Consider the following 21,617-nt stretch of genomic DNA (forward strand, 5'->3'; position numbering starts at 1 on the left):
CAATGCCTCTTCTCGAGATCAAGAACCTGACCGTTTCCTTCGACACCGCCGCTGGACCATTCATGGCGGTACAAGGCATCGACCTGTCGGTCGAACCGCGCGAGGTGTTGGCGATCGTCGGCGAATCCGGTTCCGGAAAATCAGTGGCAATGCTGGCAGTGATGGGGCTTTTGCCCAACACGGCGACGGTGAGGGCGGACCGCATGGCCTTCGACGGCATCGACCTGCTTAAGCTCGGCCCGTCCGAGCGGCGCAAGATTGTCGGCAAGGACATCTCGATGATCTTCCAGGAGCCGGTCGCCAGCCTCAACCCGTGCTTTACCGTCGGCTTCCAGATTGAGGAGGTGCTGCGCTTTCACATGGGCATGGACCGCGCCCAGCGCCGGGCACGCGCCATCGAACTGATGAAGTTGGTCGGCATCGCCGACCCTGAGGAACGGCTGGGCTCCTTCCCGCACCAGATGTCGGGCGGCCAGTGCCAGCGCGTCATGATCGCCATCGCCATCGCCTGCAATCCCAAGCTTTTGATCGCCGACGAGCCAACCACGGCCCTCGACGTCACCATCCAGAAGCAGATCCTCGATCTGCTGGTCGGCCTGCAGGCCAAATACGGCATGGGCCTGATCATGATCACCCACAATATGGGGGTGGTTGCCGAGACCGCCGACCGTGTCATCGTCCAATACAAGGGCCGCAAGATGGAAGAGGCCGACGTGCTGTCGCTGTTCGAATCCCCCAAGAGCAATTACACGCGCGCGCTTCTGTCGGCGCTGCCGGAAAACGCCGTCGGCGACCGGTTGCCTACTGTTTCCGACATGCTGTTCGAGCCGGCCCCATCTGTAGTCGCAGCCCGATCCGCGGGAGGAACCGCCACATGAGCGTGACGGTAGTCGAAGGCAAGAACATCGTGCGCGACTATCATGTCGGCGGCGGGCTTTTCCGCCCCTCCCGTACGGTTCACGCGGTCAAGGGTGTTTCGTTCAGCGTCGACAAGGGCAAGACGCTGGCCATCGTCGGTGAGAGCGGCTGCGGCAAGTCAACGCTCGCCCGCATCATCACTCTGATCGACCCGGCGACCTCCGGCGAGCTTTTCATCGACGGCAAGAAGGTAGACATCGCGAGGGACGGCCTGTCGAAGGAAATGCGCCGCAAGGTGCAGATTGTCTTCCAGAACCCCTATGGTTCGCTCAATCCACGCCAGAAGATCGGCGACGTGCTTGGCGAACCGCTGCTCATCAACACCGACAGCACGGCCGGCGAGCGGCGCGATCTCGCCATGAAGATGCTGAAAAAGGTCGGTCTCGGCCCCGAGCACTACAATCGCTACCCGCATATGTTTTCGGGCGGCCAGCGCCAGCGCATCGCCATTGCCCGCGCGCTGATGCTCAACCCCAGCCTCCTGGTGCTGGACGAGCCGGTCTCGGCACTTGATCTTTCGGTGCAGGCGCAGGTTCTGAATCTGCTCGCCGACCTGCAGGATGAGTTTCAACTGACCTATGTTTTCATCAGCCACGACCTGTCGGTGGTGCGCTATATCGCCGACGATGTGATGGTGATGTATTTCGGCGAAGCGGTCGAATACGGCTCGCGCGACGAGGTCTTCGCCGACCCCAAGCACAGCTATACCAGGACGCTGTTCGCGGCGACGCCGCGTGCCGACGTCGCCAGCATCAAGGCAAGATTGGCGAAAAAGAAGGCCGCCTGATCCGGCGAGGTTTGCCGGCCGGCTACCGCTTCTCGATCCCCGGAATGCCGGAGATCTGCTCGGCGAGAAAGTCGACCAGCAGCCGCACCCGGGCAATGCCCGCACGCTCCGGAACGATCAGCATGCTCAGCGGGACGGGAGGCGGAAAATAGCCCGGCAGGATAATTTCCAGCCGGCCGGCCGCCAGAAGATCGTCGACAAGCCAGTGGTGGGCGGGTGCGATACCGCGTCCGGCGACAAGGGCTTTGCGCGCAGCAAGCCCATGGTCGACCCGAAATCGGCCGCCAAAGGGCACCGCAAAGCGCTCGCCGCCCGGCCCCTGCAGGGCGAGCGTGTCGCTTCCCGCGATGTTCGACATCCGAATGCCTTCATGGCCAGGCAGATCCTGCGGGACAGCCGGTCTGCCCCGGGCCGCCAGATAGGCCGGCGCCGCCACCAGCAGACGCCGGGACTGACCGAGCGCCCGCAGCTTCATCGAGCTGTCGGTGAGCGGACCGAGGCGAAGCGCGATGTCGACGCCCTCCCGCACAAGGTCGATGCGCTCGTCGGTTAGGCTGAGATCGATGCCGATGTCGGGATAACGGTCCTGAAAGGCGAAGATCAGCCGGCTGACGTGCAAGACGCCGAGCGCCGCCGTGCAGGATATCCGGATCGTGCCAGCCGATGCGCCGCGCGTGCCTCGCGCCTCATCGCCGGCCTGCTCAACGAGGCGCAGGATCTGGACGCTGTCGGCATAGTAACGGCTGCCTTCATCGGTCATCGTGACACGCCGGGTGGTCCTGCTGAGCAAGGGCACGCCGACGGCCTCCTCGAGCTCCCGCAGATGCCGCGTGACCGTCGACTGACCAACTCCGAGCTCGCGCGCCACCGCCGAGAGGCTGCCGCGCTCGGCGACGCGAACGAAGGTGCGCATGCGCTCGAGGGTGACGTCCGATTTATCCATTATTCGGCATTATCTTATACATTTCCTACATATAGTGGATTAGCCGACGGCTGGCTACCTTTGGTGTCTATCGTCCTTCTTCGGAGTAGACCCATGAAAGTCCTGCTTGTTTTTGCTCATCCTGAACCGAATTCGCTCAACGGCGCACTGCGTGACGTCGCCATCAGGGAGCTCGAGACCCAAGGCCACGAGGTGCGGGTGTCTGACCTCTATGCCGATGGCTGGAAATCCGAGGTGGACCGTGCCGACTTTCCGTCGTGGCCGCCCGAAGCACGCTTCCTGCCGGCCGGCGCCTCCAAAAAAGCTTTTGCGAGCGGCACTCTGACCGATGACGTCAAAGCGGAGATCGACAAGCTGCTATGGGCCGACACCCTGATCCTCCAGTTTCCCCTGTGGTGGTACGCCATGCCGGCGATCCTCAAGGGCTGGGTCGATCGGGTGTATGCCTACGGCTTCGCCTATGGCGTCGGCGAGCACAGCGATAAGAGGTGGGGTGACCGCTTTGGCGAGGGAACGCTCGCCGGCAAGCGCGCGATGCTAATCGTTACCACCGGCGGCTGGGAGGAGCATTATTCCGCCCGCGGCGTCAACGGCCCGATCGACGACCTGCTGTTCCCGATCAACCACGGGATTCTATACTATCCGGGCTACGACGTGCTTCCGCCGTTCGTGGTCTACAGGGTGGACCGTTTCGGGGAGGCCGATTTCGAGCCTGTCGCGGAGCGACTGCGCGAAAGGATGCGGACGCTCGAGACAATCCAGCCCATTCCTTATCGGCAGCAGAATGGCGGCGATTACCTGATCCCAAGCATGCAGTTGCGCCTCGGCTTGGAGAACCCGGGTGCGACCGCCTTCGCCCTTCACGAGGATCGCGCCGGCGCCGCCGGCCAGCCCGATCAGGACAGCCGGGCAATGATGGTGCGAAGCGCCTCGCCGAAGCGCCGGACTTCCTCGATCGTATTGTAATGCACCAGCGAGGCGCGGACGGCGCCGCTGTCCATGCTGAGGTTGAGCCGCTTCATCAGGCGCGGCGCATACATGTGGCCGTCGCGAATGCCGATCTGCATCTCGGCCATCTCCTCGACGATCCTCTGCGGCGACAGCGTGCCGATGTTGAAGCAGAAGGTCGGCACGCGCTCGCGGAGGCGTGCCTCTTCGGCCACGCCGTAGATCATCGCGCCGCAATCTTTGAGCACCGCCAGCATTTCGCGCGCCAGCACCTGCTCGTAATCGCGAATGGCATTCATACCGGCGACGATGTTGTCGCGGCGCGATCGGTTATTGGCTGGAGCGAAATTGCGGCCGATCGATTCGAGATAGCGCACCGCGGCATCCATGCCGGAGACGTTCTCGTAGATGAAGGTGCCGGCCTCGATCTTATAGGGCGGCTCGTCGGGAATGAAGTCCTCGCGGAAGGTCGGCAGACGCTTCAGCGTTTCGAAGCGGCCCCACAGGAAGCCCATATGCGGCGAGAAATTCTTGTAGCCGGAGCAGACCAGATAGTCGCAGTCCCATGCCTGCACATCGATCAGCCCGTGCGGGCCGTAATGCACGCAGTCGAGGAACACTTCGGCGCCTGCCGCATGCGCGATCCCAGCCACTGAAGCAACGTCGACGATCGAGCCGATCGAATGCGCCGTCACCGTGCAGGCCACGAGGCGGGTGCGCTCGGAGACCAGCGGGCGCAAATCGTCGACATGCAGATTGCCGTCCTCGCGCATCCGCCACCATTTGAACTTGGCGCCGGCGGGTGCCAGCGCCAGCCACGTCGCGATATTGGCATCGTGATCCATGTCGGTGATGACGATCTCGTCACGCTCCCCGTTTGGTCGCTCAGAAAGCATCTGGCCGATGCCGAGGCTGACCAGGCGGATGAACGAAGTGGCGTTCATGCCGAAACAGATCTCCGCCGGGTTGGTGGCGTTGATCAGCAAGGCCACGCTTTCGCGCGCGCCGGCGACGGCTTGATCGACGGTGACGCTGCGGCCGTAGCGGCCGCCGCGCTGCACATTATGCGCGACCAAATGGTTGGTGACCGCGTCGAGCACACTTTGCGGGATCTGCGCGCCGGCGGCATTGTCCATGAAGATGAAGTCGCCGGCCTGCTGCAAGGCGGGAAACATGGCGCGGATCGTCTCGACCGGGAAAGCTGCGGCATCGCCCGTTTTCGAAATCTGATGCTGGTTCAAGGTCGTCTCCTGCGAAGTGCGCTGACAGATTCAGCGGGTCTTTTCGGTTTGAAATCGGCGTTCAAGGAGGCTGACGAGACGGACCATCGGCCAGAGAAAGATGAGATAGACCAGCGCGGCGCCAATCAGCGGTGAGGGGTTGGCATAGAGCGATTGCGCGTTGGTCGCTTCCTTCAGCAGTTCGGGCAGCGCCACGGTGGAGGCGAGCGAGGTGTCCTTGAACATCGAAACGCAGTTGCTGGTCATCGGTGGAATGACGACGCGGATCGCCTGCGGCAGCACTACCTTGCGCAAGGTCAGCAAGAACGGCAGGCCGAGCGCCTGCGCCGCCTCGAACTGGCCGCGCGGAATGCTTTCTATGCCGGAGCGGAACACCTCGGCCGAATAGGCCGCCATGATGATGGCGAACGCCATCACCGCGGAAGTCCAAGACGACAGGCGTATGCCGAGAAACGGCAGCGCATAGTAGATCAGGATCAGCACGACCAGCACCGGCATCGCCCGGAAAATGTCGATGTAGCCGACAGCCAGCAGCCGAAGCGGCTTTGGCGCATAGAGCCGCACCAGGCTGATCGCGAGGCCGACGGGAATACCGATGCCGATGCTCATGATTCCGAGCAGCAGCGTGTTCAGGAAGCCGCGCAGCAGTGCCGGCAGGCTGGAGATCATGACGTCGGCGTTGAAGAAGGTGTCCAGCAGCGACATCGCAGCATTCCCGAAACGTTTGGCGTCCCGCGACGCTCGAGCCCGAGCCCGAAATCCGAAATCGTGCCGGCATCGAAAGCCGGCACGACATTTAAGCGCGAACTGCCGCTCAGGCCTTCGGCATAGGCATTTCCTTGACGGTCGAGGAATCGGCCGGTGCGTCGCTGCCGAACCACTTCTTGTGGATCGCGGCCAGCGTGCCATCCGTCTTCATCGCGGTCAGCGCGTCGTTCAGCTTGCCGAGCAACGGGTGGTCCTTGGTCATCATCAGGCCGTACTGCTCGCCGGTCTTGATGCGCTCTTTTACGGCGAGATCCTTCATCCTGGTGAAAGAATATTCCAGGCCCGGAATATCGCTGACCGCCGCATCGACGCGGCCGGAGCTGAGATCGAGCAGCAAATTCTGCTGCGTGTCGTAGCCCTTGACGTCACTGAACCCGTCCGCTTCCTGGTGCGCCTTGACCCAGGTTTCGCCGGTCGAGCCGGACAGCACGCCGACGATCTTGCCCTTGAGGTCGGCCTCGGCCTTGATTGGGCTGTCGGCCTTCGCGGCGATGCCCATGTCGGAATCATAGTAGGGTTGCGTGAACGACTGCGACTTCAGCCGCTCCGGCGTGATGGTGATCGACGAAATGGCGACGTCGATGCGCTTAGAGGTGGTGGCGGCGAACAGCGCCTGGAAACCGAGGTCGGCGATGTCAGTGGTCATGCCGATACGCTTTGCCGCTTCGTTGATGATGTCGACTTCGAAACCCTCGAATGTACCGCTCTCGTTCTTGTATTCAAAAGGCGGATTGGTCGGATAGGCGCCGACATTCAGCGTGCCTTCGGCATAGGCCGGGCCGCCGGCGATGCCGATGGCGGCAGCAACAAGAAGCAGGTTGCGACGGGTGAAGTTCATTTTCGTTCCCTCTGGTTGTGATCGGACGGGTTGGCCCCGCACGGTTTTGATACGCCAAGTAACCGGACTGCCGGAAAGCCCTCCCGGCACGGCAGTCGTAAGACATCGGATGCTATCCAAAGTACCGCGCTTTTCAAGGCGAAAGTTTTAAGCTTAAAAAATTGCCGCGTGTTGCCATCAGTCCGGAATAACCGCCGTGGCCTGGATCTCAACCTTGGCGCGATCCTCGACCAACGCCATCACCTGCATGGCGGCCATCGCCGGAAAATGCCGGCCGATCACCTCGCGATAGACCTCGCCGATCCCCTTGAGATTGGCCAAATATTCCGCCTTGTCGGTAAAGTACCAGGTCATCGAGGTGATATGCTGCGGCTTGGCGCCGGCCTCGGCGAGCACGGCGACAATATTGGCCAGCGTCTGCTTCACCTGGCCGACAAGATCGTCGGTCTCGAAGCGGCCCTGCCCGTTCCAGCCGACCTGCCCGCCGACGAAGACAAGCTGCCCACGCGCGGCGACGCCATTGGCGTAGCCGACGGGTTTCGCCCAGCCTTCCGGCTGCAGGATGGTGTGCATATCAAAGCCTCCCAATGCTCAAATCCGGTCGCTCAAAACTCAAAGACAATCAATTCTTCCACACAAACTCCGGTCTCAGGCCGCTCCCATCACTTGCCGTGCAATCACCACCTTCTGCACGTCCGACGCTCCCTCGTAGATGCGCAGTGCCCGGATCTCGCGATACAGTCTTTCGACGATATGGCCCCTGCGGACGCCGTCGCCGCCATGCAGCTGCACAGCCCTGTCGATCACCTCCTGCGCCTTGTCGGTGGCGAACAGCTTGGCCATCGCCGCTTCGCGGGTGACACGGGCGGTCCCCATGTCCTTGGTCCAGGCGGCGCGGTAGACCAACAAGGCGGCGGCATCGACATCCAGCGCCATCTCGGCGATGTGGCCCTGCACCATCTGCAGCTCGGCCATCGCTGCACCGAACAGCCTGCGCTCGGCCACTCTTTTGATGCTTTCGTCCAGCGCGCGCCGGGCAAAGCCGAGCGCAGCTGCCCCGACCGTCGAACGGAACACGTCGAGCACCGACATGGCGATGCGAAAACCATCACCGGGTTTGCCGATCAGCGCCGAGGCTGGAACGCGGGCATTGTCGAAAGACAGCCGGGCGAGCGGGTGCGGCGCGATCACCTCCAGCCGCTCGGCGATGGTCAGGCCCTTTGTCTCGGCCGGCACGATGAACGCCGAAAGCCCCTTGGCACCGGGCGCTTCGCCAGTACGGACAAAGACAACATAAAAGTCAGCGATACCGCCGTTGGAGATCCAGGTTTTTTCGCCGGATAGGATATAGCTATCGCCGTCACGCGTGGCCGTCATTTCCATATTGGCAACGTCCGAGCCCGAACGCGCCTCCGACAGTGCGAAAGCCGAAATCGCCTTGCCGGCCCGTGTCTTCCCCAGCCAGTGCTGCTGGTCTGGCGTGCCGAACAGGCTGAGCGCGCCGGTGCCGAGCCCTTGCATGGCGAAGGCGAAATCGGCCAGCCCGTCATGCCGGGCCAGCGTTTCGCGCGTGAGGCACAATGTGCGCACGTCGAGTGCTGCAGGGTTTTCGGTGTCGAGCGCTGTCGGTTTCAGCCAGCCATCCCGGCCGAGCTTGGCCACCAGCTCGCGGCAGGCTGCGTCGACATCGTCATGCGCGACCGGCAGGTTCTTGGCGCACCATGCCTCCAGCCGCTCTGCCAACTCGCGGTGATGGTCCTCGAAAAACGGCCAGGTGAGGAAGGAACGGTCAGGCATTTCTGCCTCCACAGTTCTCCGGCCCTGGCGCTCCACGGCGCCCCCCTCTGTCCTGCCGGACATCGCCCCCTCTAGGGGGGAGATTGGCGGCTTCGCTGCCACTGCTCTCCCGGCGATGTTGGAGATTGGCGAAAGCGGGCCTGACATCCAATCTCCCCCCTTGAGGGGGAGATGGCCGGCAGGCCAGAGGGGGGTGCTGTCTTGCCAGCGTGCCCATGGAAGCGATCATCCTCAATCCCCCTCGAACACCGGCTTCTCCTTGGCGACGAAAGCCTTGTAGGCCCGTTCGAAATCGCGGGTCTGCATGCAGATCGCCTGCGCCTGCGCTTCCGCTTCGATAGCCTGGTCGAGGCCCATCGACCACTCCTGGTTCAGCTGCGTCTTGGTCATGCCATGGGCGAAGGTTGGGCCGGAAACGATGCGCGCGGCCATGTCGAGCGCGTCGGCCTCGAGCGTTGCGGCATCGACCAGCCGATTGTAGAAGCCCCAGCGCTCGCCTTCCTCGGCGCTCATCGTGCGGCCGGTATAGAGCAGTTCGGCGGCGCGACCCTGGCCAATGATGCGCGGCAGGATCGCGCAGGCGCCCATGTCGCAGCCGGCAAGGCCGACGCGGCTGAACAGGAAAGCCGTTTTTGCCTGTGGCGTGGCGATGCGGATGTCGGAGGCCATGGCGATAATCGCGCCGGCGCCGACCGCCACGCCGTCGACCGCCGCAATAATCGGCTTGCCGCAATTCAGCATCGCCTTGACGAAATCGCCGGTCATGCGAGTGAAGGCGAGCAGCGCCTTCATGTCCAACTTGACCAGTGGGCCGATGATTTCGTGGACATCGCCGCCCGAGCAGAAATTGCCGCCATTGGGAAGGAACACCACCGCATCGACGTCGTCGGCGTAGACAAGGTCGCGAAAAGTGTCGCGCAATTCGGCATAGCTGTCGAAGGTCAGCGGGTTCTTTCGCTCCGGCCGGTCAAGCCGGATCTTTGCGATTTTGCCTTCGACCTGCCAGAGGAAATGCTTCGGCTTGCGGCCGGCTATCTTTGCCATTCCCGTCCCTCCCAATTGCTGCGGAAGGAGGTCAGCATGCCGGTCAGCCGGCGCGCCTCGTCCTCGCTCACATTGCCCAGCAATTCGCCGACCCATTTTTCATGCGCGGCGGCGATCACGCCGAAAGTCTTCGATCCCTCTTCCGTCAGCCGTACCATCGAGGTGCGGCGGTCGCCATTGCGTCGGGCTCGCATCACCAGCCCTTCCGAGACCAGCCGGTCGATGATGCCCGTGACATTGCCGTTGGACACTAGCAGGAAGCGCGACAGGTCGCTCATCAGCATGCCCTCGGGCGCCCTGTAGAGCGCGGCCATCACGTCGAAGCGTGGCAGCGTTGTGTTGAATTCTTGCCGCAAGCGTTCGCGCAGCTCGGCCTCGATGGTGCGCGAGGCGCGCAGCAAGCGTATCCACAGCCGCAGGCGGTCCTTGCCGGGTCCGGACGGGGCGGGCAGGGGACCGGCTACCATGTCTCACCTCCGGAGATCGAAATCGTTTGTCCGGTGATCGACCCGGCGGCGTCGCTACACAGATAGAGCACGGCGGCTGCAATTTCCTCTGGCTGGATGAAGCGGCCTTGCGGGTTGGTCTCGGCAAGGCTTGTCCGCGCCTGCTCGGCCGAGCGGCCGGTCGTTTCGACGATGCGCCGAACGGCGCCTTCCAGCATTTCGGTTTCGACGAAACCCGGGCACACCGCATTTACGGTCACGCCGGACTTCGCGGTCTCGACGGCGAGTGCCCGCATCAGACCGACGACGCCATGCTTGGCTGCGACATAAGCTGCAACATAGGGATAGCCTTTCAGTCCGGCGGTGGAAGCGATGAAGATGATACGGCCCGTCTTGCGCGCGGCCATGCCGGCCAGCGCCGGCTTCACCGTCAGGAACACACCGGTCAAGTTGACGTCGAGCGTGCGCTGCCAGTCTGCCAGCGAGGTCCGCTGCGCCGAGGCGCTGCCGGACATGCCGGCATTGGCAACGACGACGTCTAACGGTCCGCGTGCCGCTTCCGCGTCCTCGTAGAGCGACGCCATCGATGCCTCGTCGGTGACGTCGGCGGCAATGGCGAAGATGCGCTTGTTCTGAGCGGCGACCTCGGCAAGCGGCTCCACGCGCCGGCCACAGATGGTCACATCGATGCCTGCGCCGGCCAGCGCCAGCGCGATCGCCCGGCCGACGCCGGAGCCGCCGCCGGTGACCAGCGCATGTCGCCCTGAAATCGCTGCGGCGGAACTCATACTTTCAACCCCGCCGCCGCTTCGCGCTCGGCCAGCCGGTAGAGTTGGTCGCGGCCGGGCAGATAGGGATCCGGCCATTTGACGCCGCGATCGCCAAGCGTGACCGCCGCATGCAGCGTCCAATAGGGATCGGCAAGATGCGGCCTTGCCAGTGCGACGAGGTCGGCGCGGCCGGCCATCAGGATCGAGTTTACATGGTCCGGCTCGTAGATATTGCCGACCGCCATGGTCGCCATGCCGACTTCGTTGCGGATGCGGTCGGAAAATGGCGTCTGGAACATGCGGCCATAGACCGGTCTTGCCACGGCCGAAGTCTGGCCGGCCGACACGTCGCAGATGTCGACTCCGGCTTCATGCAGCTGCCGCGCGATCTCGACCGCATCGGCCGGCGTCACGCCCTCGATGCCGAGCCAGTCATTGGCGGAGATGCGCATCGAGATCGGCTTTTCAGCCGGCCATACGGCGCGCACCGCATGAAAGATTTCCAAGGGATAGCGCATGCGGTTTTCCAACGAGCCGCCATAGGAGTCGGTGCGCCGGTTGGTCAAGGGTGTGATGAAGGAGGACAGGAGATAACCGTGCGCGGCGTGGATTTCGAGCATGTCGAAGCCGCAGCGCGCCGCCATCTCGGCCGAAGCGACGAACTGCTCGCGCACCGTATCCATGTCGGCGCGGTTCATCGCCTTCGGCACCTGGTTCTGCGGCGACCACGGCACGGAAGATGCCGCCATGACGGGCCAATTGCCCGAGGTCAGCGGCACGTCGGTTCCCTGCCAGCCGAGCCGGGTCGATCCCTTGGCGCCGGAATGGCCGATCTGCGCACAGATTTTGGCTTCGGTTTCGGCATGAACGAACTCGACCAGCCGCTTCCAGGCGACCTCATGCTCGGGCGCATAGAAACCGGGGCAGCCTGGCGTGATGCGGCCTTCCGGGCTGACACAGGTCATCTCGATGTAGAGGAGAGCGGCGCCGCCCTTGGCCCGTTCGGCATAGTGGGCGAAATGCCAGTCGGTCGGACAGCCGTCGACCGCCTTGTACTGCGCCATCGGCGAGACGACGATACGGTTCTGCAGCGCCATGTCGCGCAGCCGGAACGGCGCAAACATCGGCGCGCGACGCAGACTGTTGCCGCCAGCACCGGCCTGACGTTGGAACCATTCCTCGGCGCCGGCCAGCCATTCGGCATCGCGCAGCCGCAAATTCTCGTGACTGATGCGCTGCGAACGCGTCAGCAGCGAATAATTGAACTGCACCGGATCGAGGCCGAGATAGCGCTCGACCTCCTCGAACCATTCGAGCGAATTGCGTGCCGCCGACTGCAGCTTCAGCACTTCGGTGCGGCGGGCGTCCTCATATTTGCTAAAGGCGGCCTCGAGGTCCGGCTCGGACTCGACATAGTCGGCCAGCGCCACCGCGCTTTCCAGCGCCAGCTTGGTGCCGGAACCGATCGAGAAATGCGCGCTCGCCGCCGCGTCGCCCATCAGCGCCAGGTTTTTGTAGGACCAGCGTTCGCACAAGACGCGCGGGAAATTGATCCAGGCCGAGCCGCGGATATGATTGGCGTTGGTCATCAGCGCGTGGCCGCCGAGATGGCGGGCAAAGATGCGCTCGCAGACGGCAATCGATTCCTGCTGAGACATCGCGCCGAAGCCGAAGCGTTGCCAGGTCTGCTCGCTGCATTCGACGATGAAGGTCGCGGTATCGCTGTCGAACTGGTAGCCATGCGCCCAGACCCAGCCATGTTCGGTTTTCTCGAAGATGAAGGTGAAGGCGTCGTCGAATTTCTGACGGGTGCCGAGCCAGACGAACTTGCATTTGCGGACATCGATATCAGGCTTGAACACGTCGACGAAGGCGCCCCGCGCTTTCGAGTTCAGCCCATCGGCGGCGACGACCAGATCGTGCGTCTCCATATATGGCTTGGGATCGGCGATGTCGGTCTCGAAGACCAGCTTGACGCCGAGTTCGCGCGCCCGCCGCTGCAGCAGCGTGAGCAGCCGCTTGCGGCCGATGCCGCAAAAGCCGTGACCGGTCGAGACCGTGCGCACGCCGTCATGGATAACGGCGATATCGTCCCAATAGGCAAAATGCTTGCGGATCCAGACGGCGCTGACCGGGTCGTTCCTGGTCAGGTTCTCCAGCGTTTCGGCCGACAGCACGACGCCCCAGCCGAACGTATCGTCGGCACGGTTGCGCTCGAACACCGTCACCTCATGCGCCGCATCCCGGAGCTTCATCGAGATGGCAAAGTAGAGGCCGGCTGGTCCGCCGCCGAGAACCGCAACTTTCATCGTGCGATCTCCTCTTCGCTTCTGTTTGTCGAGTTTACGCCTGAGGAAAATTAATTCAAGCTTGAAGTTTCAAGATTGAAACAATCCGCCCGGATAACTCGCCTTGCCGGCAGTCGGCTCCGCAGGCCAGGGACTCCCGGGCTATTTTTCCGGGTTCTTCGGACTCCACAGCACCGTTTCTGCATCCTTTTCATAGGCCATGCCATTGGGATAGCTGATCGCTTCCAACTGCAAGCCCCAAGGGGCCTGGAAGTAAAGGATGGCCTGGCCGGCGGCGGGGCCTTCGGTAACCGGCAGCGGTCCCATTCGCGTCTTGACGCCCTTGCCGTCAAGATAGGCTTTTGCGGCGGCGATGTCGTCGACATAGAAGGCGATATGGAAGCCGCCTATGTCGCTGTTGCGAGGCGTCAGGTCCTTCTGGTCCGGCGCGGTGTATTTGAACAGCTCGATGTTCGACCCGTGTCCGCAGCGGACTAGGGTGATCTCCTCGATCACCGCCTTGGGATCGACGCCCAGCAGATCCTGCATGAATGTGCCCTTGTCGTCGGCGAACGGGCCGAACGACATCGCCTTCTTGCAGCCAACCACTTCGGTGAAGAAATCGACCGCCTGCTGCATGTCGGGGACGGTGACGCCGGTGTGGTCGTGGCCACGCATGCCGGGTATGGAACTGGCGCAAGCGGTGCCGATGCTTCCCAGCACGGTGGCTGCAAGCGTCGCATATCGGATCGCATTCTTCATATCAGTCATCCTCCATAGCGGGACATTTTGCCGGGCGCACGCCCGAGGCCCGCTCTTCGGCGTGCGAATAGGATTGTGCTTCATGCCGGCGCCTTTGGGGCGGGAAGCAGCCAGGCGTCATCGATCTCGGGCAGCGGAATGGCGGCGAGGAGGTCGCGCGTGTAGGCCTGCCGCGGGTGCTCGAACAAAGTATCCGTCGCGCTGGCTTCGACGATCGCGCCTTCGCGCATGACGATCACTTGTCGGCAGAGCCTCCGGATCACCGACAGATCGTGGCTGATAAAGGCAACGGTCAGGCCCATTTCGGCGGCGAGTTTTTCCAGCAACGTCAGGATCTGCGCCTGGGTCGACACGTCGAGGCCGGAGACGATTTCGTCGGCCAGCACGAATTTCGGCGACAGCGCCAGTGCGCGGGCAATGCCGACGCGCTGGCGCTGGCCGCCCGACACTTCGTGACGGTAGCGGCCGGCAAAGCTCTGCGGCAGGCCGACGCGCTGCAGCGCCTCCGCGACGCGTGCCTTGAGATTGTCGCCAAGCCCGTTCTGCTTGAGGGGTGCTGCAATGATGCTGAAGATGGTGCGGCGCGGGTTGAGCGACGACATCGGATCCTGGAAGATCATCTGCAGATTGCGGCGCAGCGGCCGGAGCTCGGCCTCAGGCAGATGTGTGATGTCGCGGCCGTCGAACATGACGTTGCCGGCACTGGGCTCCAGCAGGCGCACCAAGGCACGGCCGAGCGTCGATTTGCCGGAGCCGGATTCGCCGACGATGCCGGTCACCGATCCCCTTGGCAGGTCGAAATCCAGGCCTTTCAGGATCTCGGCCAGCGGCGCCCGGCCGATCAGCGGTTTGCGCGTCATGTCGGGCAACGCAACCTTCAACCCGCGCACGGAAAACAGCGGCTCAACCATGCGGTCGCCTCCATGCCTGGTCGGCGGCGGCGATCTCCGCGGCCAGCCCGGCCAGCACCTTGTCGTCGACCGGCTTCAGCGAGGCGAACGGATCGGTGTAGCGCGGCGTCGCCGCCATCAGCGCCAGCGTATAAGGGTGCTGGGGTGCGGCGAACAGCGCTGCGGTATCGGCCTCTTCCACCACCTTGCCAGCATAGAGCACCGAAACTTTCTGGCTGATCTTGGCAACCACACCGAGATCGTGAGTAACGAACAGGATCGCCGTGCCGTGCTCGCGCTGTAATTGCGCGATCAGCCGCAAGATCTGTTTCTGCACGGTCACGTCGAGCGCGGTCGTCGGCTCGTCGGCGACGATCAGCCTTGGTTCGGCTGCAAACGCCGCGGCGATTAGCACGCGCTGCCGCATGCCGCCGGACAGCTCGTGCGGATAGCATTTGAGCACGCGCTCGGGGTCGCGGATCTGCACCTCGTCCAGCAATTGGCGGATGCGTGCATCGGCCTTCTCACCGCTCCAGCCGAGGATGCGCACCAGCCGGTCGGTCATTTGCGGGCCGATGCGCCGTGACGGATTGAGCGCCGTCAGCGGGTCTTGCGGGATCAGCGCCGTGCGCGCGCCGATCAGGGTGCGCCTTGCCTTGGGTGCCAGCCGGCCCAGATCCTCGCCTTCGAGCAGCATATTGCCTTCGACGATGCGCACGCTCGGTGGCAGCACGCCGAGCACGGCCTTGCCGATCATTGTCTTGCCGGCGCCGCTCTCGCCGACCAGCGCGCGGACTTCTCCGGGCTCGACGGCGAGCGACACCGAGCGCAGCACGCGCAAGCCATTAGGCAGCACCGCGCTAAGGTTGCGTATGTCCAGGCAGGGTTTCGCAGGCGCGTTCATCGCAGCACCGGATCGAAACGCGCCCTGAGGCCCTCGCCGAACTGGCTGAACGACAGCACCGTCAGGATCAGCGTGACCAGCGGGAACACCAGCACCCACCAGGCCTGATGGATCGACAGGCGGCCCTCGGCGATGATGCCGCCCCAGGTCGGGTCGTCTGTCGAGATCGACAGATTGACGAAGGACAGGATCGCCTCGACGATGACGGCAATGCCCATCTCCAGCGACAGCAGCGCCACGATCGACGGCACCACATTGGGCAGCACCTCGCGCAGCATGATGCCGATGCGGCCATAGCCGGCGATGCGGGCGTTCTCGACATAGTCCATGCGCGACTGACCCATGGTCTCGGCGCGGATCACCCGGCAGAAGCGCGTCCAGTCGATGACGGCGATGGCGATGATGACCGAGCTCAAGCCGGTGCCGAGCACGGCGACCAGAAGGATGGCAAACAGCACCGGCGGAAACGCCATCCAGACATCGACGATACGCGAGATGATGCGGTCGGCCCAGCCGCCGAAATAGCCGGCGATCAGGCCGAGCGTCGAGCCGACCAGGCAGGCGGCAAAGGCCGCCGCGAAGGCGACGATGAAGGCGATGCGCGCACCGAAGATCAGCCGTGACAACAGATCGCGACCGAGGCTGTCGGTGCCGAGCCAGTAGCCGGGCTCGGCACCGCCCAGCCAGAACGGCGGCAGGCGCTCCAGCATCAAATCCTGCGCCAGTGGGTCCTGCGGTGCGACCAGCGGCGCAAAAATTGCGGCCAACAGCGCAATCAGCAGCCAGCCGCCGGCCAGCCACAGGCGGGCGCGCGAGCCATGTCTTGAAATGCGGGCCTCATCCATGGCGCAGCCTCGGATTGAGCAACGCGTACATCATGTCGACGGCAAGGTTGATCAGCACGAACAACAGCGCGAAGACCAGCACGATGCCCTGGATCAGCGGCAGGTCGCGATTGATGACGGCATCGATCGCCATATTGCCGAGACCTTCATAGGAAAACAGCCGTTCGACGATGACCGTGCCGCCGATCAGGAAGGTAAACTGCACGCCGACCAGAGTGAGCGTCGGCAGCGCCGCGTTCTTCAACGCCTCGCGCAGGATGACCTGCGTTTCCGAAAAGCCCTTTACCCGCGCCAGCACGACATAGTCGAGGTCGAGCACTTCCTTCAGCGACTGTTTCAGCAGCTGCGAGATGATCGCGGCCAGCGGCAGCGCCAGCGCGATCGCCGGCATCAGCATGTGTGCCAGCAGGTCCCTGGTCAGGTCGAAGCGCAGTCGCACGATGCTTTCGAACAGATAGAATTGCGTGGCGAAGGGCAGGTCGAGTTGCGGCGACACTCGGCCGGAAATGTCGAACACCGGCACCAGCACGCCGAACAACAAGATCAGCACCAGACCCCACAGGAAATCGGGAATCGAGAGCGCCGCACCACTGGCAATGTCGATGCCGGCCTCGACCGCGGTGCCGCGCTCGCGCGCGCCGAGGATCGCCATCGTGCCGCCGATCGCCACCGCCATCACAAGCGCGACGGAGGCGAGCTCCAGCGTCGCCGGGAGGCGATTGAAGACCAGCCCCAGCACATCCTGCCGCAGTGAGATCGACGTGCCGAAATCGCCTCTGACTACGCCGGACAGCCAGATGAAGAATTGCTGGACGATCGTCTTGTCCAGCCCGTACAGCGCGCGCAGCCGCGCGATGTCGGCATCGGTGGCGCCGGGCGGCAGCATCATCGCGATCGGATCGCCGGGGGCGACGCGGATGACGATAAAGACGACGACGGCCACGCCGAACAGCGTGATCGCCATCGTCAGAAGACGGATCAGGAATCTTTGCAGCAGCATGGTCGCCTGTATGCCTGGCGGAAAAGGCGCGCCGTCGTTGCAGACGGCGCGCGTTAGTCCCGGGCCGATCTCAGGCCGGGCTCATCAGCGCCGGCAACAGCGCGCCCGACACATGCTGCACGACATTGACGCCCTTGGCATGCACGATCGGCTGCGCATACTGGATCAGCGGCAGCACATAGGCCTGCTCGGCGATGTATTTGTCGACGGCCTTCCAGCCGGCGATGCGCTTGGCCTCGTCCTTCTCGCCCCATAGCGGGTTGATCATGTCGATCAAGTCCTGGCTGTCCCACACCGAATGCGGGCTCGGGCCATACATGGCAAAGCCGGTCGAAGTGGTGGGGTCGCCGATGGCGTTGCCCCAATTGTAGAAGGCTGCCGGCGCCAGCTTGTCGGCGGCGCGCAGCTCGTAGTGCTTGGCGATTTCGTAGACCTCGATCGTCGCCTCGATGCCGACCTTGCGCCACATGCCGACGATCGCCTGGATCATCTCGTAATCCTTGGGCTTGAAGCCCTTGGTCGTCTGGATCGTGAACTTGACCGGCTTTTCCGGCGAATAGCCGGATGCGGCCAGCAATTCCTTGGCCTTTTCCGGGTTATGTTCGACCTTGATCGACGCATCGTAGGCAGCGTATTCCGGCGTCTCCAGCGTACCGATCGGCTGGCCGTAGCCGCGCAACAGCCGGTCGACCAGCAGCTTCTTGTCGACCGCCATCACCGCCGCCTGGCGCACGTTCTTGTCCAGCATCACATCGATGTCGTTGAAAAAGATCATGCCGATGTCGGAAACGTTCTTGCACGAGCCGGCAAGCCCGTCCTTGGCGATCAGGCGGTCATATTCCTCATAGGGGATTTCGAGCGTCACCTGCGAGGAACCGGACTCGATCTCGGCGACGCGGCTCGCCGCATCGGTGACGAACTTGATGGTCACGTTTTCGAAGGCCGGCTTGCCGCCCCAGTAGTTCGGGTTGGCCTTGAGCCGCAGGAAGGCGTTGCGCTCGAATTTGTCGACCATATAGGGCCCGGTGCCGATCGGAGCTTTCTCAAAACCCTCGGCGCCGACCTTCTCGTAGTAGGCCTTCGGCATGATATAGCCGGTCAGGAACGACATCCATTTGAAATACACCGGGTCGAATTGGACGACATCGCCGGTGATCTTGTTGCCGTCGATCTTGAAGTTGTTGACGTTCTTCCAGACGAACTGGATCGGGTTGCCGGTCTTCTCGTCGCCCGCCCGCTGCAGCGACCAGACCACGTCTTCGGCCGTAAATGGCGAGCCGTCATGCCAGGTGACGCCCTCGCGCACCGTCATCGTGATCTTGCTGCGATCTTCGTTCCAGCCCCATTCGGTGAGCAGGCCGGGCGCGAAGGAAAGGTCCGGCTTCTGCGGGATGAACTGGTCGAACACCGATTGGTAAAGGCCCTGGATGGTCGGGTTGACTGCCGAAGGCCCGGTGGTCGGGTCCCAGGACGGCAGGTTGACATTGTAGGCGATGGTCAGTTCGCCGGCAGCCTTGGCGATTTGCGGCAGGCCGAGCGCCGTAGCGCCAAGCGCGGCCGCGCCATATCCGAGCAATTCTCGTCTGTTGATTGTCATGGTCGTTCCCCTGTTGCTTTTATGCGCGGTGTCGTTGTCAATCGGTGGGTTCAGGCTCCTTGGGCAACCGCGCCTTGTCCTCCTTCACCCTAGTTGAAAATTACGGCTTTACCTCCCGCCAAGTTGTTGTGCGAGCATGAAGCCCGAGCCCGCACCAGTGCCGGCGCCCGGCCATGTTGCCGCCCCGGTCAGATGCAGATTGCCGACCGGCGTGTTCCAGCCGGCGTAGCCGCGCGCCGGCCGGAACAGGAAATTCTGCGCCAGATGATGGCTGCCGCAGATCTGGTCGCCGCCGACAAGGTTGGGGTTCTCGCGTTCGAGGTCGATGGGCGAGAACACGGCGCGGCCGAGGATCTTCCGGCGAAGGCCGGGCGCATAGCGCTCGATAATGTCGAGGACGCGCTCGGCGTAGTGCTCCCTAGCCTCGTCCCAGTGAGCCGCCGCGATCGTGCCCGCCGCATCGCTCACAATCTCGGCCGGCAGCATGCGCACCTGCACCCACAGCACATGCTTGCCGTCCGGCGCACGCGAGGGATCGACCGCGGTCGGCTGACCGACGACCAGCACCGGTTCATCCGGCAGCATGCCGGACGTCGCCTGCTGATAGGTTCGCGACATGGCATCAAGCGACGGCGACAGATGCACATAGGCGAACTGCCGAAGCTCGGCGCCGGCGCGCCAGTCCGGCAGATCGTCGAGCGCCAGATGGATCATCATCGTCCCCGGCGCATGGCGAAAGTTTTTCATGGCCGTGTCGAAAACGGCGTCGCCCGAACCGTCAGGCAACAGCTTCCCAGTCAGCGCCTTGGGCGCGACACTGGCGATGACGGCCCTGGTGGCGGTGTGGATCTCGCCGGAAGCGAGCCGCACGCCGGTCGCCTTGCCGGCGGACACCGTGATTTCGGCGACGTCAGCCCCAGTGACGATCTTGCCGCCGGCCGCCGTGAGCATGCCCGACAAAGCGCGGATGATGGTGTCGGCGCCGCCCTTGCCGAGCACCATGCCGAAGCACTGGTTGGCCATGGATTCGAGGTAAGGAAACACCGCGCCGCCGGCGATGTCGGGGGCGAAGTCGAGATGCATGCCCCAGGTGGCGAGCGTCGCCCTGACATGCGGCGACTGGAAAGTCTCCTCGAGCCACGCGCGGGGTGAGGAAAGCAGCAGCCGCCCCGTATCGAGCGCGCCGGCAAAACCCTTCTTGCGCCACAGGTTCCAGGCAGTGCCGGCGAGCGCTCGACCGCTCATCGGCGAGCCCAGCAGCCGGAACAGATGCTCGGCCTCGGCCGGGAATGCCGCAACCAAGCGGCGCCATGTGGCGACGTCGATTGCGGAGAAGGCGGCCATTCGTGCAGCGGTCGTTTCCAGATCGCTGCTGACACCGAACCAGCGGCCGTCGGGGAACGCACTGGCAAAACAGTCGGCCACCGGCACGAATTCCAGCCCGTGGGTTTTCAATTCATTTGCATATTTCTTGTGAAAGGCCGAGCCGGCAAAAAGGCTCAGATTCATCGCGCCGAAATCGTGCCGGAAACCCGGCAGCGTGAATTCACGCGTCTGGACGGCGCCGCCAATCGTTGCATCGCGCTCGAAAACGGCAGTTTTCCAGCCTTTGAGCGCCAGATGCGCGGCGCATGCCAGACTGTTGTGGCCTGCCCCGACAAATATGGCGTCGAACTCGCTCACATCCCACCCAACCCATTTCCTTTATGCTTAAAGATAATTGCAGATGCATATGTTTTCGTCTAGTAGGATATTAAGGGCCGCAACGAGCCTTCAGAGCCATCCAAGAAGAGGGAACACAGACCATGGATACGCAACAACTCCTCGGCGAAGTCGCCGGCCAGCTTCTTTCAGGCGCCATCCAGGTGGTCGACCTGACGGCGCCGCTCGGGCCGGACACACCGCTGATCAAGCTGCCGCCGGAACTGGCGGTAGACACGCCGAAGATCGAGATCCACGCCATCTCCGCCTATGACAAGAACGGACCTTGGTGGGCGTGGAACTGGCTCAAACTCGGCGAGCATTCAGGCACGCATTTTGATGCGCCCAATCACTGGATCACCGGTAAGGATTATCCGGACGGCGCCACCGACACCATTCCGGCGCAGAATTTTGTCGGACCCGTCAATGTCATCGACTGTTCGAAGGAAGCGGCCGCCGATCACGATTTCCTGCTCACCGTCGATCACATCAAGGCATGGGAAGCCGAACATGGCGTTATCAACGCGGGCGAGTGGGTGGTGATGCGCACCGACTGGTATAAGCGCAACGGCTCGGAAGCCGAGTTCCTCAACGCCAATGAGACCGGTCCGCACACGCCCGGCCCGACCGCGGAAGCCATCCAGTATCTGATCGGCAAGGACATCAAGGGCTGGGGCAGCGAGACGATCGGCACCGATGCCGGCAAGGCCGGCGGCATGGAGCCGCCATTCCCGGCGCACAGCCTGATGCACAAGGCCAATCGCTACGGCCTCGCCAGCCTGTGCAACCTCGACCGGCTGCCGCCGAAAGGCGCGATCCTGATCGCCGCACCACTCAAAATCGAGCACGGCACCGGCAGCCCGATCCGCGCGTTGGCGTTGGTGCCAAGGCAATAGGGTAGCTGCGGTCTTCGGGAGAAGATCATGTGCGCAGGCAGCGTTGTAGTGACGAATTGGGAGCGGCAGCCTTGCAAAGCTAGGGCTCTACGGCGCCCCCCTCTGTCCTGCCGGACATCTCCCCCACTTGGGGGGAGATTGGCAGTTTCGGCGCCCCGCTCATTCCTGCGACGTTGGAGAGTGGCGAAGGCCGCGGTGACAGCCGATCTCCCCCCAAGTGGGGGAGATGTCCGG

General features: G+C 63.4%; 21 protein-coding genes. 4 read left to right on the forward strand and 17 right to left on the reverse strand.

Annotation, left to right across the window (positions count from 1 at the left end; all coding sequences use genetic code 11):
- The first annotated feature begins 2 nt into the window (after positions 1-2).
- On the forward strand, positions 3-878 hold the full coding sequence (locus tag NKH63_RS14355) for an ABC transporter ATP-binding protein (RefSeq protein WP_352493740.1): 876 nt from the start codon (positions 3-5) through the stop codon (positions 876-878).
- Positions 875-1,705: a dipeptide ABC transporter ATP-binding protein gene (locus NKH63_RS14360; protein WP_352483289.1), complete on the forward strand. Its 831-nt coding sequence runs from the start codon at positions 875-877 to the stop codon at positions 1,703-1,705. Before NKH63_RS14355 ends, NKH63_RS14360 begins: the two co-directional genes overlap by 4 nt.
- 22 nt (positions 1,706-1,727) lie before the next feature.
- Here the strand turns inward: NKH63_RS14360 and NKH63_RS14365 are convergent, their stop codons facing one another.
- Positions 1,728-2,648: a LysR family transcriptional regulator gene (locus NKH63_RS14365; RefSeq protein WP_023717878.1), complete on the reverse strand. Its 921-nt coding sequence runs from the start codon at positions 2,646-2,648 to the stop codon at positions 1,728-1,730.
- A gap of 93 nt (positions 2,649-2,741) precedes the next feature.
- On the opposite strand from NKH63_RS14365, the gene NKH63_RS14370 reads away from it, so the two are divergent.
- Positions 2,742-3,614 carry an NAD(P)H-dependent oxidoreductase gene (locus NKH63_RS14370; protein WP_352483288.1) on the forward strand — a complete coding sequence of 291 codons (873 nt, stop codon included), beginning with the start codon at positions 2,742-2,744 and terminating at the stop codon, positions 3,612-3,614.
- Here NKH63_RS14370 and NKH63_RS14375 read toward each other — a convergent pair.
- The 16 genes from NKH63_RS14375 to NKH63_RS14450 all read right to left on the reverse strand — a co-directional run bounded on the left by NKH63_RS14375 (position 3,545) and on the right by NKH63_RS14450 (position 20,469).
- Positions 3,545-4,837, reverse strand: coding sequence for a cysteine desulfurase-like protein (locus NKH63_RS14375; protein WP_352548809.1), 1,293 nt, complete (start codon positions 4,835-4,837; stop codon positions 3,545-3,547). The two genes, NKH63_RS14370 and NKH63_RS14375, sit on opposite strands and share 70 nt — an antisense overlap.
- A gap of 30 nt (positions 4,838-4,867) precedes the next feature.
- Positions 4,868-5,542, reverse strand: coding sequence for an amino acid ABC transporter permease (locus tag NKH63_RS14380; protein WP_023717875.1), 675 nt, complete (start codon positions 5,540-5,542; stop codon positions 4,868-4,870).
- Positions 5,543-5,651: 109 nt separating this feature from the next.
- Positions 5,652-6,443 (reverse strand): ABC transporter substrate-binding protein, encoded by a 792-nt coding sequence (locus tag NKH63_RS14385; protein ID WP_023717874.1) that lies wholly within the window; start codon positions 6,441-6,443, stop codon positions 5,652-5,654.
- A 177-nt stretch (positions 6,444-6,620) separates the two neighbouring features.
- The gene (locus tag NKH63_RS14390) at positions 6,621-7,016 is read right to left on the reverse strand and encodes a RidA family protein (RefSeq protein ID WP_352483286.1); all 396 of its coding nucleotides are present in this window, start codon (positions 7,014-7,016) and stop codon (positions 6,621-6,623) included.
- A 75-nt stretch (positions 7,017-7,091) separates the two neighbouring features.
- Positions 7,092-8,240: an acyl-CoA dehydrogenase family protein gene (locus NKH63_RS14395; RefSeq protein ID WP_352483285.1), complete on the reverse strand. Its 1,149-nt coding sequence runs from the start codon at positions 8,238-8,240 to the stop codon at positions 7,092-7,094.
- A gap of 231 nt (positions 8,241-8,471) precedes the next feature.
- On the reverse strand, positions 8,472-9,284 hold the full coding sequence (locus NKH63_RS14400) for an enoyl-CoA hydratase family protein (RefSeq protein ID WP_352483284.1): 813 nt from the start codon (positions 9,282-9,284) through the stop codon (positions 8,472-8,474).
- On the reverse strand, positions 9,272-9,751 hold the full coding sequence (locus NKH63_RS14405; protein ID WP_023717870.1) for a MarR family winged helix-turn-helix transcriptional regulator: 480 nt from the start codon (positions 9,749-9,751) through the stop codon (positions 9,272-9,274). The genes NKH63_RS14400 and NKH63_RS14405 overlap by 13 nt, the downstream gene beginning before the upstream one ends.
- A complete protein-coding gene (locus NKH63_RS14410) occupies positions 9,745-10,518 on the reverse strand; it encodes an SDR family NAD(P)-dependent oxidoreductase (RefSeq protein WP_023717869.1) in 774 nt (257 codons plus the stop codon). The genes NKH63_RS14405 and NKH63_RS14410 overlap by 7 nt, the downstream gene beginning before the upstream one ends.
- Positions 10,515-12,809 (reverse strand): bifunctional salicylyl-CoA 5-hydroxylase/oxidoreductase, encoded by a 2,295-nt coding sequence (locus tag NKH63_RS14415; protein ID WP_352483282.1) that lies wholly within the window; start codon positions 12,807-12,809, stop codon positions 10,515-10,517. Before NKH63_RS14415 ends, NKH63_RS14410 begins: the two co-directional genes overlap by 4 nt.
- A 141-nt stretch (positions 12,810-12,950) precedes the next feature.
- Positions 12,951-13,550 (reverse strand): VOC family protein, encoded by a 600-nt coding sequence (locus NKH63_RS14420; RefSeq protein WP_352483281.1) that lies wholly within the window; start codon positions 13,548-13,550, stop codon positions 12,951-12,953.
- Between the two features lie 80 nt (positions 13,551-13,630).
- Entirely contained in the window at positions 13,631-14,461 is an 831-nt protein-coding gene (locus NKH63_RS14425; RefSeq protein ID WP_023717868.1) for an ATP-binding cassette domain-containing protein, read from the reverse strand.
- Positions 14,454-15,344: an ABC transporter ATP-binding protein gene (locus tag NKH63_RS14430; RefSeq protein WP_031193635.1), complete on the reverse strand. Its 891-nt coding sequence runs from the start codon at positions 15,342-15,344 to the stop codon at positions 14,454-14,456. The genes NKH63_RS14425 and NKH63_RS14430 overlap by 8 nt, the downstream gene beginning before the upstream one ends.
- Positions 15,341-16,189, reverse strand: a complete 849-nt coding sequence (locus tag NKH63_RS14435; protein WP_023717866.1) for an ABC transporter permease — start codon at positions 16,187-16,189, stop codon at positions 15,341-15,343. The genes NKH63_RS14430 and NKH63_RS14435 overlap by 4 nt, the downstream gene beginning before the upstream one ends.
- Positions 16,182-17,189 (reverse strand): ABC transporter permease, encoded by a 1,008-nt coding sequence (locus NKH63_RS14440; RefSeq protein ID WP_023717865.1) that lies wholly within the window; start codon positions 17,187-17,189, stop codon positions 16,182-16,184. Before NKH63_RS14440 ends, NKH63_RS14435 begins: the two co-directional genes overlap by 8 nt.
- 70 nt (positions 17,190-17,259) lie before the next feature.
- Positions 17,260-18,786: an ABC transporter substrate-binding protein gene (locus NKH63_RS14445; RefSeq protein ID WP_352917994.1), complete on the reverse strand. Its 1,527-nt coding sequence runs from the start codon at positions 18,784-18,786 to the stop codon at positions 17,260-17,262.
- Between the two features lie 108 nt (positions 18,787-18,894).
- A complete protein-coding gene (locus NKH63_RS14450) occupies positions 18,895-20,469 on the reverse strand; it encodes a phytoene desaturase family protein (RefSeq protein WP_352917995.1) in 1,575 nt (524 codons plus the stop codon).
- A gap of 122 nt (positions 20,470-20,591) precedes the next feature.
- Between NKH63_RS14450 and NKH63_RS14455 the strand changes: the two genes are divergently transcribed.
- A complete protein-coding gene (locus tag NKH63_RS14455) occupies positions 20,592-21,383 on the forward strand; it encodes a cyclase family protein (protein ID WP_352791874.1) in 792 nt (263 codons plus the stop codon).
- Positions 21,384-21,617 lie beyond the last annotated feature (234 nt).

It is taken from the genome of Mesorhizobium sp. M0960 (assembly GCF_040319055.1).
Taxonomy (GTDB): domain Bacteria; phylum Pseudomonadota; class Alphaproteobacteria; order Rhizobiales; family Rhizobiaceae; genus Mesorhizobium.